At 65.4% G+C, this 13,512-nt stretch carries 8 protein-coding genes; 7 read left to right on the forward strand and 1 reads right to left on the reverse strand.

Annotation, left to right across the window (positions count from 1 at the left end):
• The first annotated feature begins 63 nt into the window (after positions 1–63).
• The 4 genes from ASD22_RS07590 (at position 64) to ASD22_RS07605 (ending at position 7,084) form a co-directional block, all read left to right on the forward strand.
• Positions 64–1,629, forward strand: a complete 1,566-nt coding sequence (locus ASD22_RS07590; RefSeq protein WP_056081316.1) for an alpha-amylase family glycosyl hydrolase — start codon at positions 64–66, stop codon at positions 1,627–1,629.
• Positions 1,629–3,800 carry a Six-hairpin glycosidase-like protein gene (locus tag ASD22_RS07595; RefSeq protein WP_200946344.1) on the forward strand — a complete coding sequence of 724 codons (2,172 nt, stop codon included), beginning with the start codon at positions 1,629–1,631 and terminating at the stop codon, positions 3,798–3,800. Before ASD22_RS07590 ends, ASD22_RS07595 begins: the two co-directional genes overlap by 1 nt.
• Entirely contained in the window at positions 3,797–5,290 is a 1,494-nt protein-coding gene (locus tag ASD22_RS07600; RefSeq protein WP_056081320.1) for an MFS transporter, read from the forward strand. Before ASD22_RS07595 ends, ASD22_RS07600 begins: the two co-directional genes overlap by 4 nt.
• 129 nt (positions 5,291–5,419) lie before the next feature.
• Entirely contained in the window at positions 5,420–7,084 is a 1,665-nt protein-coding gene (locus ASD22_RS07605; protein WP_056083969.1) for an alpha-amylase family glycosyl hydrolase, read from the forward strand.
• Positions 7,085–7,350: 266 nt separating this feature from the next.
• On the opposite strand, the gene ASD22_RS07610 is transcribed toward ASD22_RS07605, so the two are convergent.
• Positions 7,351–8,454 carry an alkene reductase gene (locus ASD22_RS07610; protein WP_056081323.1) on the reverse strand — a complete coding sequence of 368 codons (1,104 nt, stop codon included), beginning with the start codon at positions 8,452–8,454 and terminating at the stop codon, positions 7,351–7,353.
• Positions 8,455–8,620: 166 nt separating this feature from the next.
• Between ASD22_RS07610 and ASD22_RS07615 the strand changes: the two genes are divergently transcribed.
• The 3 genes from ASD22_RS07615 (at position 8,621) to ASD22_RS07625 (ending at position 13,477) form a co-directional block, all read left to right on the forward strand.
• The gene (locus ASD22_RS07615) at positions 8,621–9,283 is read left to right on the forward strand and encodes a DUF502 domain-containing protein (RefSeq protein ID WP_056081326.1); all 663 of its coding nucleotides are present in this window, start codon (positions 8,621–8,623) and stop codon (positions 9,281–9,283) included.
• A gap of 107 nt (positions 9,284–9,390) precedes the next feature.
• Entirely contained in the window at positions 9,391–11,202 is a 1,812-nt protein-coding gene (locus ASD22_RS07620) for a M14 family metallopeptidase (protein WP_056081329.1), read from the forward strand.
• Between the two features lie 160 nt (positions 11,203–11,362).
• Positions 11,363–13,477, forward strand: a complete 2,115-nt coding sequence (locus tag ASD22_RS07625; protein WP_056081332.1) for a M13 family metallopeptidase — start codon at positions 11,363–11,365, stop codon at positions 13,475–13,477.
• The last annotated feature ends 35 nt before the right edge of the window (positions 13,478–13,512 follow it).

A 13,512-nucleotide genomic window follows, 5' to 3' on the forward strand; every position in this document is an offset into this window, starting at 1 on the left:
TCGACAGGCCGCACCGCGCATCATGCGTAGCTGCCGTCCACCCGCACTCCATGGGGAACGTCCATGTTCTGGCGACAGTCCGTACTCAGCTGCACCACCACGCTTTTCGCCGCGCTGGCACTTGGCCTTGCCGGCAACGTCGTTGCGGCCACGCCCACGACAACCAGCCACACACCCGCAACCCGCGCGGCGTCGTCGGATGTCTGGTACGAGATCTTCGTACGCAGCTGGGTCGACACCAACGGTGATGGCATCGGCGATCTCAATGGCGTCACCGCCAAACTCGACTACCTGCAATCGCTGGGCGTCAGTGGTATCTGGCTGATGCCGATCAACCCCTCGCCCAGCAACCACGGCTATGACGTCACCGATTACTACGGCATCAACCCGCAATACGGCAACATGCAGGACTTCGAAAAGCTGCTGGCGGAGGCGCACAAGCGCGGCATCAAGGTCATCATGGATCTGGTGATGAACCACTCCAGCGACCAGCACCCGTGGTTCCGCGCCGCACTGGACCCGGCCAGCAAATACCGCAGCTGGTACCAGTGGTCGCAGCCCGGCACCGACCTCGACGCGATCAGCGCCACCGGCACGCCGGCGTGGCACGCGCGGGGCAAACAGCATTACCTGGGTGTATTCACCGGCGCCATGCCGGATCTGGATTTCGACAACCCCGCCGTGCGCCAGGAGATGATCCGCATCGGCCGCTATTGGCTGGAAAAAGGCGTGGACGGTTTCCGCGTGGACGCCGTGCAGCATGTCTATCTCGACTACAAGGCTGACACCGACAACCCGCAGATACTGGCGAAGAACATCGCCTGGCTGACACAGTTCCGCGCCGGCATGGATGCGGTGAGTCCGCAGGCCTATATCGTGGGCGAGGTCACCCAGCCGTCGGCGGAAAAGCTGGCGCCGTATTTCAAGCCGCTCAGCGCCGTGTTCGATTTTCCGCTGGCCGAAAAACTGATCGACAGTGCGCGGCAGGAACGCAACGATGGCCTGGATCAACTGTTAGCGCATATCGACACTACCTACCGCGCCGCCACCGGTCGCTCCGGCGTCGACGCACCCTTCCTTTCCAACCACGACCAGAATCGCGTGATGAGTCAGCTCGACGGCAATGTCGAGCACATGCGCATGGCCGCCGCGATGCTGCTGACCCTGCCCGGCGAACCGTTCATCTATTACGGCGAGGAAATCGGCATGCAAGGGCGCAAGCCCGATCCCGACATCCGCACGCCGATGCGCTGGAATCGCGCCACCCACGCGCCCGGCGAAACCACCTGGCGTGCCAGCCATGACGATCCCGCCATCTCGGTGGAAGCGCAACACGGCGACCCGGATTCCCTGCTGAATTTCTACACCCGGCTGATCCACTGGCGAAGCCAGGTCAGCGCGCTGCGCGGTGGCCGGCTCACGCCGTACAACGTGGACAACAAGCAAGTGGTCGCCTACCGCCTCGACGACGCCAGCAGCCATGTGCTGGTGACGCACAATCTTTCCGGTACGCCGCAGACGATCACGCCAGACAAGACGCGCAACGTGCTGCTGCAAAGCAAACCCGGCGTGGCACTGCAGGATGGCGTCCTGCACCTGCCGGCCTACAGCACGGCCGTGCTGCAGTGATGGTGCTGGCCACTGCCCTGGCGATGGCGCTGTCGGGTGCCGCGGCGCCCGCAGCCGACAGTATCGAATGGCGGCAGCGCCGGGCCAGCATGAGCATCGCCGGTGACGGGTTCGTACTGCACGCCCCCGGCGGGGAGCGCCACATCCCGGCCCAGCCGATCGCCACCCATACCGCCAGCCCGTTGTTCGACGGCCTGTTCGCGATGGCGCTGGATGACTTGCACAAGGACTCGGTGGCGGCGATCCGCGACGACGCGTTCGACCACGGCCAGTCGATGCCTTGCCCCTGTTTCGAGACGGGTGAGAAATGGCATTACGTGTGGACGCGCGACCTGTCTTACGCGGTCGACCTGGGTCTGTGGCGGATCGACCCGGCACGGGCGAAAGCCTCGCTGCTGTTCAAGCTGTCCGACGTGCGCGAACCCGCCGCGCCGCCGGGCCTGTACCCGATGCAGGACACCGGCTCGGGCGGCAGCTGGCCGATCAGCACCGATCGCGTGGTGTGGTTCCTGGGTACGCGGCATCTGCTGGGCGACCCGGCGTTTGCCGACAAGGTGTATCGCGCGCTCACCGACACGCTGGCGCAGGATCAACACTACGTATTCGACGCCGCGATGGGGCTTTATCGCGGCGAGACCTCGTTCCTCGACTGGCGCGAGCAGAGCTACCCCGGCTGGACCGCCAACGACGTGCGCTTCATAGCGCAGTCCTATGCGTTGTCCACCAATGTGCTGTATTACGAGGCGCTGCAATTGGCCGTCCAGATGGCCGAACGCCACCACGACCCCAAGGCCGTCGACTACCGCGCCCGCGCCGGCGCCTTGAAGGCCGCCATCAACACCCGCTTCTGGCGCAGCGACCGCGGCTTGTACATGAGCTACATCGGCAACGACGGCATGCCGATCGAGGCCTACGACCTGCTGGGCACCTCGCTGGCGATCACCAGCGGCGTGGCCGATGCCGATCGCGCCCGCCGGGCGCTGGCCAACTACCCCACGTATCCGGCCGGCAGCCCGGTGATCTGGCCCGAGCGGGCGGATCAGCCGATCTATCACAACCGCGCGATCTGGCCGTTCGTCAGCGCCTACGCCCTGCGCGCCGCGCGGGCGGTGAACGACCCCGGGCGCATCGCGCACGAGTTGCGCTCGTTGCTGCGCGGCGCCGCTTTGAGCGGCTCCAACATGGAGAACTTCGAACTGCTGAGCCAGCGCGTGCATGTGGAAGACGGCAAGCTCAGCGGCCCGGTGGTCAACTCGCCGCGCCAGCTGTGGTCGGTGGGCGGTTACCTGGACATGGTGATCGAAGGCGTTTTCGGCCTCGGCGCCGATGGCCGCATCGCGCCGAAGCTGCCCGCCTCCCTGCTGCCGATACTGTTTGGTGACCACGAGCGCATCAGCCTGCAGTTGCGCGACCAGCGCATCACCCTGCAACGACCGGCCTCGGTGAACGGCAACCTGCTGGTGGCCGGTGACATTGAACAGCACGGCAACGAGACGGTGGTGACGCTGAAGGCGATCCATGTCGATACGCCGCCACTGCGGCTGGACGCACCGCTGTTTGCGCCGGCCACGCCGGCGGCGCCGCAAGCCACTCGCGCCGGGAGTGACTGGAAAGTCAGCTTCAGCGAGCATGGCCAGTTGTATGTGGATGGCAAGGCCGTCGGTGCCATCGACGGCCAACGCCTGGTTCCCGCCAGCACCGCGCAGCAATGTTTTTCCGTCACCCGCCGCGCCGGCGAACTCGAATCGCTGCCCAGCCCCGCCACCTGCGTCGGCCCGGCGCAGCGCCTTGCCGGCACCTGGCCACGCACGTGGACAGCGCCCGCCGGCGGCCGCTTCCAGGCCACCTTGATCTACGCCAACGATCACGGCCCGATCAACACCGGCATCACCGCCGCGGTGAATAACCTGGTCATCGCGTGCAAGGGCGCGCCAGTGCAGACAAGGCCCCTGGTGATGCCGCACAGTGTCGGCATGCAGCCATCCACCGATGTCACCTTCGACGCAGCCGCGGGCACGCCTTGCACCTTCTCGATCAGCCAGGGGTTCAACATGAGTTTCCTGCGCAGGTTCGCGCACTACACCGGCGGGCAAGGTGGCATCGAGGGATCATTGAATGAAGCGCGCATCGGCGATCTGCTTGTCACACCGTTGACCAGGGCCACACCATGAGCAAAAAACCCGAGCTGTCGTTCTGGCAGATATGGAACATGTGCTTCGGTTTTCTGGGCATCCAGTTCGGCTTTGCGCTGCAAAACGCCAACGTCAGCCGCATCTTCCAGACGCTGGGCGCGGACGTCACCGACATACCCGCGTTGTGGATCGCCGCGCCGCTGACCGGTTTGCTGGTGCAGCCCATCGTGGGTTACTGGTCCGACCGTACGTGGAACCGGCTGGGGCGGCGGCGGCCGTATTTCCTGGCCGGTGCGGTGCTGGCCACGCTGGCCCTGCTGGCGATGCCCAACTCGCCTGCACTGTGGATGGCCGCGGGCCTGCTGTGGGTGCTGGACGCGTCGATCAACATCTCGATGGAACCGTTCCGCGCGTTCGTGGGCGACCAGTTGCCGCCGCGCCAGCGGCCATTGGGTTACGCGATGCAGAGCTTCTTCATCGGCCTCGGCGCCATCGTGGCCTCGGCCCTGCCGTGGCTGCTGGCGCATGCCGGCGTGGACAACGTGGGCGCCGCCGGCGTGATCCCCGATACGGTGAAATACGCGTTCTATATCGGCGGTGCGGTGCTGCTCTGCTCGGTGTTGTGGACCGTGCTTTTCACCCGCGAATACCCGCCGGAGACCTTGCTGGGTTTCGAGCAGGGTGACGAGCACGCCGCCGCCGTGACGGAAGCCGTCATCGACCGCCACGCCGCATGGCGCAATGCCGCGATCTGGTGTTTGGCAGGCATCGTCGGCGCGCTGCTGATCAGCCATTACAACCTCGAACGCGACCTGTACATCCTGGCCGGCAGCCTGATCGCCTACGGCCTGGCGCAGGCATGGCTGGGCCGCTCGCGCGGCGACGGCATGCTCACACAGGTGTTGCGCGACCTGCACCACATGCCGGACGCGATGCGTCGGCTGGCCTGGGTGCAGTTCTTCTCCTGGTTCGCGCTGTTCGCGATGTGGATCTACACCACCGCGGCCGTCACCGAAGTGCATTTCGGCAGCACCGATCCCCACTCCACCGCCTACAACGACGGCGCCAACTGGGTCGGCGTGCTGTTTGCCGCCTACAACGGTTTTGCCGCGCTGGCCGCGCTGGTGATTCCGCTGATGGTGCGCCGCTGGGGCCTGCGCATCAGCCACCTGCTGAACCTGTGGATAGGTGGCATTGCGCTGCTCTCGTTCCTGTTCATCCGCGACCCGCAGTGGCTGCTGCTGTCGATGGTGGGCGTGGGTTTCGCCTGGGCCTCGATCCTGTCGCTGCCGTATGCATTGCTGTCGGACAACCTGCCCGCCGCGAAGATGGGCGTCTACATGGGCATCTTCAATTTCTTCATCGTGATACCGCAGTTGCTGGCCGCCAGCGTGCTGGGCATGGCGCTGAAAACCTTCTTCCACAGCCAGCCGATCTGGGCACTGGCGATGGGCGGCGTCAGCCTGATGGTCGCCGGCGTTTTCACTTTGCGGGTGCAAGAACCACAGGCCGCATCAATTTCGCGCTAGCACCCACTTGTGGGAGCGACTTCAGTCGCGATGCTCTCGGAACGAACACAAAAGCATCGCGGCTGAAGCCGCTCCTACAAGGGCCTCGACCGCGATGCCGCACAGGACACCAACATGCTTTGCAAAACCATGCTCCCCATCCTCGCGACGATGCTGGCCACCAGCGCAGCCCAAGCAGCCGCCCCACCCGACTTCTACGGCACCGATGCCCCCTTCGCCGCGGACGCGATCTACTTCGTGATGACCGACCGCTTCGTCAACGGCGACCCCGCCAACGACCAGCGCCACCAGGGCGGCGCGCACCCCACGTTCAACATCCCCGTGGCGGGTGCGCCCGAAGGCCGCAGCGCGAACATCGGCTACCTCGGCGGCGACTTCAAGGGCGTGCTGGACAACGCCGGCTATATCCGCGGCATGGGCTTCGGCGCGGTGTGGATCACGCCGATCGTGGACAACCCCAACGAGGCGTTCACCGGCGGCGATCCGGTGCAATGGGCGTCCAAATTCACCGACCGCGGCAAGACAGGTTTCCACGGCTACTGGGGCGTCAACTTCTACAAGCTCGACGAACACCTGCCCAGCAAGAACCTGGACTTCGCCCAGTTCACCGCGGACATGCGCACTCAGGGCTTGAAGACCGTGCTGGACATCGTCGCCAACCACGGCTCACCCGCTTTCACCATGCCGACAGCGCAGCCGATGTTCGGGCAGATCTACGACAAGAGCGGCACGCTGATCGCCGACCAGCAGAACCTGCCGCCGTACCAACTCGATCCGGTGCGCAACCCGCTGCACCGCTTCTATCACGCGTACGACGACCTGGTGCAGCTCTCCAACATCGACGACGCCAACCCGGCTGTACTCGACTACTTCGTTGGCGCGTACGAGCAATGGATCGAACGCGGCGCCGACGCTTTCCGCATCGACACCATCAGCCACATGCCCACCGCGTTCTGGCAACAGTTCGCCCAACGCATCCGCGCCAAACACCCCGGCTTCTTCATGTACGGCGAAGCCTTCGACTACAGCCCCGACAACATCGGCAAATACACCTGGCCCGAAAACGGCGGCATCAGCCTGCTGGACTTCCCCCTGCGCGGCCGCATCGCCGAACTGTTCGAGCACCCCGGCAGCGACTACGCCAGCGTGCTCGACCGCCTCTACCTCACCAACGGCCCCTACGCCAATCCGTATGAGTTGGTGACCTTCTACGACAACCACGACATGGCCCGAATGAACGCCAGCGACAACGGCTTCATCGACGCCAACAACCTGTTGTTCACCGCACGCGGCATCCCGGCCATCTACTACGGCTCGGAAACCGGCTTCGAGCGCGGCCGCGCCGAACACGAAGGCAACCGCAACTACTACGGCCAACCCCGCATCGACGCCGCCCCCGCCAGCCCCATCTACCAGCACCTGAAACGCATCGCCCAGCTGCGCCAGCAAACCATCACCCTGCAACGCGGCCTGATGCTGCCCCTGCACTTCGCCGGCAACCAAGCCGCGTTCTACCGCGTCTACCAGCACAAGGGCGTGCATCAACTGGCCCTGGTACTGCTCAACAAGGGCGACCAGCCGGCAAGCTTCAACCTCAGCGAAAAACTGCAGCCCGGCCATTGGAAACCCGCACTCGGCGGCAACCCCATCGACGTATCCGACGGCGGCAACCTGCAAACAACCGTCGCCCCGCACGACGTACAGGTCTACCTGCTCGACGCACCCGCCACCCAACCCGATCTGGTTGCCGAACTGACCCGACTGATGCGCGAGCGTGGGCATCCGCGGCATTAGAGATGTTGACGCCCAACCCGTCATTCCGATGCACTGGTTTCAACAACAACGCCGATCGAGTCGCAACTCGGTCTATCGAGGGCCAGTCGGGTCACTGGATCCCAGCTTTCGCTGGGATGACGGCGGTTCGTTACGTGCGGGTGCGTGCCGAGCGTCGAAGGCGGTCGAAAGCTCTGGCTCCGAATCAATGCCGAACCACAAAGCGTCGCGACTGAATTCGCTCCCGCAGTTTGCTGTTTGGCTATCGCACCCATGCCGCAACCCGATCAATCCAGCGTCGGATAGTCCGTATAGCCCTGCGCACCACCCCCATAAAACGTCTTCTGATCCGGCGCATTGAGCGACGCGTTTTCGCGCAGCCGGCGTGGCAGGTCGGGGTTGGCCAGGAAGGGGACGCCGAACGCCACCAGGTCGGCCTTGCCGTTGGCCACCGCGTCGATAGCCATGTCGCGGTCGTAACCGTTGTTGACGATCCAGGCGCCGCGGAACGGCTTGCGCATGGCGGCGTAGTCGAACGGTTGCGGGTGGCGATTGCCGCCGGTTTCGCCTTCGATCACATGGATATACGCCAGGCCCAGCGTGGCCAGCCGCTCGACAGCGCGGTTGAACAGGGCCTGCGGATTACTGTCGGCGATGTCCCCGGCCGGGGTCAGCGGCGACAAGCGCACGCCGGTGCGACCGGGGCCGACTTCGCGGGCTACCGCGTCGCACACCTCAAACAACAAGCGCGTGCGGTTTTCGATGCTGCCGCCGTAGGCGTCGGTGCGATGGTTGCTTCTGTCGCGCAGGAACTGATCGATCAGGTAGCCGTTGGCACCATGCACCTCGACCGCATCGAAGCCGGCCTCGCGTGCGTTGGCGGCGGCCTGGCGATAGCTGTCGATCACGCCGGGAATCTCGTCCAGCGCCAGCGCGCGCGGCGCGGACACATCGACGAAACCTTCGGCCACGAAGGTCTTGGCGTCGGCGCGGATGGCCGACGGTGCCACCGGCGCCTGGCCGTCCGGTTGCAGCGATACGTGGGAGATGCGACCCACGTGCCACAACTGCAGCGCGATGCGCCCGCCCTTGGCGTGCACCGCGTCGGTGACCTTCTTCCAGCCGGCGATCTGTTCGGGCGAATGGATGCCCGGCGTGGCGATGTAGCCCTGGCCTTCGGGGCTGATCTGGGTGGCTTCGGCGATGATCAGCCCGGCGCTGGCACGTTGTGCGTAATAGGTGGCGTTGAGCTCGGTGGGCACGTTGCCGGCGCTGGCGCGGTTGCGGGTCAGCGGCGCCATCGCCACGCGGTTGGGCAGGTTCAGGTCACCGACCTGGATCGGCTGGAACAGGACTTCGGCATCGGATGGGCCGGCGTGGGAAGAGCTCATGGGATTTCCTTGTGGGTCGAAGAGCGGGCAGGCGCGCGTGGGGAACGCGCATCCTGCCCGAGGCCATGTTTGCGTTTCATGAGCGCCGGCCACATCGCCGCCGGGTGGTGACCGTTATCGCGGGCAGCGTCCACTACAATGGCCGCTTTCCGCGCTGATCATTCCCATGCCGCCGCTGCGCCTGAAACGCTACCTGCTGACCGGCTTGCTCACGTTCATCCCATTGTGGGTGACGTGGCTGGTATTCAAGTTTGTGCTGGGTGTGCTGGTGGACATCGGCGCGCCGCTGGTGGGCGCGTTGCTGGGTGCGCTGGCGCTGGTGGCGCCGCGCACGGCCGCCGTGCTGGGCAGCGCGTGGAGTACGTACATCGTGGCGCTGCTGATCACATTGGGCGCCTTGTACCTGCTGGGCGCGCTGGCCAACCGCGTGATCGGGCAGCGCGTGATCGGCGCGTTCGACGGTGTGCTGGCGCGCATCCCGGTGGTGCAGACCATCTACGGCGGCACCAAGAAGTTGATGGCGGTGCTGCAGAACAAACCCTCCGGCGTGCAGCGCGTGGTGCTGGTGGAATTTCCGCGGCGCGGCATGCGGGTGGTCGGCTTCGTCACCCGGGTGATGGTCGAGGAAGACAGCGGACGCGAGATGGCGGCAGTGTTCATCCCCACCACGCCCAACCCCACCGGCGGCTATCTGGAAGTGGTGCCGCTGGCCGAGCTGACACCCACCGACTGGACCATGGACCAGGCCATGGCGTTCATCATCTCCGGCGGCGCGGTGGCGCCCGATACACTGCCGGCCTCGCCCGTGCGCCTGCCTGCCGAACCGTAAGGCGTGACGGGCCTCTTCTGTAGGAGCGACTTCAGTCGCGATGCTCTTGCGCTTATCGAAAAGCGTCGCGACTGAAGTCGCTCCTACACAGTCACACAGGAGCTCCCATGCATCGATGGCTGCTGATTCCCCTGCTGGGCCTTGCGACCCTCACCGTCCACGCCGCCGACTGGACCACGCCCGCCGAAGCGGCGCAGTTCCGCACCACGCCCAGCTATGCCGACACGCTGGCGTATCTGCAGCGGCTGCAGAAGGCGGCGCCGGGCATGATCCATCTGGAAACGTTCGGCACCACGCCCGAAGGCCGGCCGATGACGGTGGTGATCGCCAGCGGTGGCGGCACGTTCGATCCGGCCGCCGCGCGCGCGGTGCACAAGCCGGTGGTGCTGGTGCAGGCGGGCATTCATCCCGGCGAGATCGAGGGCAAGGATGCGGGGCTGATGCTGCTGCGCGATATCGCGGTCACCGGCAAATACCCACACCTGCTCGATAAGCTGGTGCTGGTGTACATCCCGGTGTTCAGCGTGGACGGCCACGAGAACGCCAGCCCCTACCATCGCATCAACCAGAACGGCCCCGCGTCGATGGGTTTCCGCGGCCAGTCGCAGTACCTCAACCTCAACCGCGACTACATCAAGGCCGACGCGCCGGAGATGCGCGCGTGGCTGAAGCTGTGGCAGGCGTGGCTGCCCGATTTCCTGATCGACGTGCACACCACCGACGGCGCCGATTACCAGTACGACCTCACCTGGTACACCGAGGACCCGCACAAACTCGACCCCGCCGTGAGCACCTGGCAGCACGACGCCATCGTCAACCACGCCATGCCGGCATACGAGCAACGCGGCCATCTGGCCTCCAGCTACCTGGAGTTCAAGGACGGCCGCGACCCGCTCAAGGGCCTGGAGAACTTCGGCTCCGGCCCGCGCTTTTCCACCGGCTACGCGGCGCTGCAAAACCGCCCCGCGCTGCTGATCGAAACCCACATGCTGAAGCCGTACGCGAATCGCGTGCGCGCCACCTACGACATCGTGGAACTGATGCTGGAACAGATCGGCGCACACCCCGCCGCCCTGCTCGCTGCCACCGCCAAAGCGGACGCCGACACCATCGCCCGCGCCCACGCTGCAAAGGCGAGTGTGCCGCTGACCTTCAAGCTCGATCCCCAACCCACGAAGTTGGAACTGAAGGGCTACGCGTTCACCCGCAGCCACAGTGACATCTCCAACAGCGAGTGGATCCGCTACGACCCCAGCCAGCCAAAAACCTACACCATCGACAACTGGAACCGGCTGCTGCCCGACCTGTCCATCTCGCCGCCCGCCGCCTACGTGGTGCCCGCGCAGTGGACGGTGATCATCGACCGGCTGGACGCGCACGGCATTCGCTACCGGCGCACCACGCAGCCGCTGACGGTTCATGCCGAGGGCTACCAGCTGGACGAACCGCGCTGGGCCGACAAGCCGTTCGAAGGCCACCTGATGCTGCGCGACTTCCGCTTGCGTGCGTTGCCGCGCGAGGTGCGCCTGCCCGCCGGCTCGGTGATCGTGCCGATGGATCAGCGCGCCGCCAACGTGGCGATCAACCTGCTCGAACCACAGGCGCCGGACTCGCTGCTGCGCTGGGGCTATCTCGACGCCATCTTCGAGGCCAAGGAATACGGCGAGCCGCGCGTGGTCGAGAAACTTGCCCGCGAGATGCTGGCGAAAAGCCCGGCGTTGAAAGCCGAATTCCAGCGCAAGCTGCACGACGATCCAGCCTTCGCTGGCGACAGCCGCGCGCGGCTGGCCTTCTTCTACGAACGCTCGCCCTGGTACGCCGCGCAAGACGTAGGCGCCTACCCGGTGCTGCGCCTGGACGCCGCGCAGTGGCGGTCGTTGTCGGCACAGGATGAAACGGTTGACGGCGCCCGCCACTGAGGCCCCGGCCGGCGGCCATACCCCTTACCTTTGACACTGTGCCCACCATGACGATTGACCTAGCTTGGCTCGTCATTGTCGCAGCCTGTGTCCGACCCACCATCAGCCACGCTCGCCATCCAAACGCCGCGCTCGCGGACCACAATCACGAGGGAAATCCATGACCAAGCCGTATTTGAAACCGCTGGCGCTGGCCGTCAGCCTGGCCTTGTCGCTGACCGCCTGCGGCAAACAGGAGCCGGCCGAATCCGCTGCGCCGGCGCCCAGCGCCAGTGCGAACGCCGCGGCAGCGCCGGCCGCGTCGGGCGGCATTTTCGATGTCAGCGAGCTCGACCCGAACATCAACGCCTGTCAGGATTTCAACGGCTTCGTCAACGACAAGTGGGTTGCCGCCAACCCGATCCCCGCCGACCACACCAGCTGGGGCGCGTTCAACAAGCTGGCCGAGGACAGCCTCAACACCCAGCATGACATCGTCGAGGCCGCGGCCAAGAATGCCGCCTCCGCCAAGGCCGGTTCGATCGATCAGAAGATCGGCTACCTGTACCAGTCCGGCATGGACGAGGCCACCATCGACAAGGCCGGCTTCGACCCGATCAAGCCCCGCCTCGACGCGATTGCCGGCCTGAAGAACACCAGCGACATCGTCGACTTCATCAACAAGAGCTACGCCGAAGGCAACGGCCAGGTATTCGGCTTTGGCGCCGGCGCCGACTTCGACAACGCCAAGCTGCAGATCGCCTACGCGATGCAGGCAGGCCTGGGCCTGCCGACCAAGGACTACTACACCGAGCCCCAATTCAAGGAGATCCGTGACGCGTACGTGGCCTACATCGCCAAGTCGCTGGAGTTGACCGGCGTGTCGGCCGCCGACGCGAAAGCGCAGGCCGACCAGGTGATGAAGCTGGAAACCTCGCTGGCCGCCGCCTCGCTGGCGCCCACCGAAATGCGCGACCTGGACAACCAGTACCACTTCGTCAGCGTGAAGGAAGCGGACAAGATCACCCCGCACTTCAGCTGGGAAAAATTCTTTGATGCCCAGGGCGTCAAGATCGACAAGGGCTTCTCGCTGTCGCAGCCGAAGTTCTTCGCCGAGTTCGACAAGCTGCTGGCCAACGCGCCGGCCTCGCAGTGGCAGGCCTACCTGCGCTTCCACACCATCGACGACTCCGCCAACGCGCTGTCGAAGAATTTCCGCGACAACAAGTTCGACTTCTACGGCAAGACCCTGGCCGGCCAGCCGCAGCAGCAGGAGCGCTGGAAGCAGGTGCTGGGCGCGGTCAACGGCGCCATGGGCCAGGCCCTGGGCCAGTTGTACGTGGCCAAGGAGTTCACCCCGGAAGCGAAACAGCGCGCCGAGGAGCTGGTCACCAACGTGCGCGATGCGCTGAAGACCCGCATCGAGAACCTGGACTGGATGAGCGCCGACACCAAGGCCAAGGCAGTCGAGAAGTGGGAGCAGTTCCTGCCCAAGATCGGCTACCCGGACAAGTGGCGCGACTGGTCCGGCCTGGAGCTGACCCCGGACAACTACTACGCAAACCTGCAGGCGGCGGCCAAGTTCAACTACGACTACGACATCGCCCACATCGGCAAGGCCACCGACCGTGGCGAGTGGTACATGACCCCGCAGACGGTCAACGCGTATTACGACCCCAGCACCAACACGATCAACTTCCCGGCCGCGATCCTGCAGCCGCCGTTCTTCGATGCCAAGGCGGATGACGCGATCAACTACGGCGGCATCGGCGCGGTGATCGGGCACGAAGCCAGCCACGGTTTCGACGACCAGGGCAGCCAGTTCGACGGCTTCGGCAACCGCCACAACTGGTGGACCAAGCAGGACAAGGCGCAGTTCGACGCGCGCAGCACCAAGCTGGTGGATCAGTTCAACGCCTATGCGCCGATCAAGGACAAGCCGGACCTGCACGTCAACGGCAAGCTGACCCTGGGCGAGAACATCGCCGACCTGGGCGGCCTCAACGTGGCCTACGACGCGCTGCAGACGGCGTTGAAGAACCATCCCGAGGAAGCGAACAAGAAGATCGACGGCTACACCGAGGATCAGCGTTTCTTCCTCAACTGGGCCCGCGTGTGGCGCGGCAGCATGCGCGAGAAAACCTCGATCGTGCGCCTCAACACCGATCCGCACGCACCGATGGCACTGCGCGCCACCGCCGCGCCGTCCAACATGCCGGAGTTCGCCAAGGCGTTCCAGTGCAAGCCCGGCGACACGATGGTGCGCCCGGCCGACACCCAGGTGAAGATCTGGTAAGGCGTTCGCGCCCACGCTGCAACAGGTGAAACAAA

The sequence above is a fragment of the Rhodanobacter sp. Root480 genome (assembly GCF_001426645.1).
Taxonomy (GTDB): Bacteria; Pseudomonadota; Gammaproteobacteria; order Xanthomonadales; family Rhodanobacteraceae; genus Rhodanobacter; species Rhodanobacter ginsenosidimutans.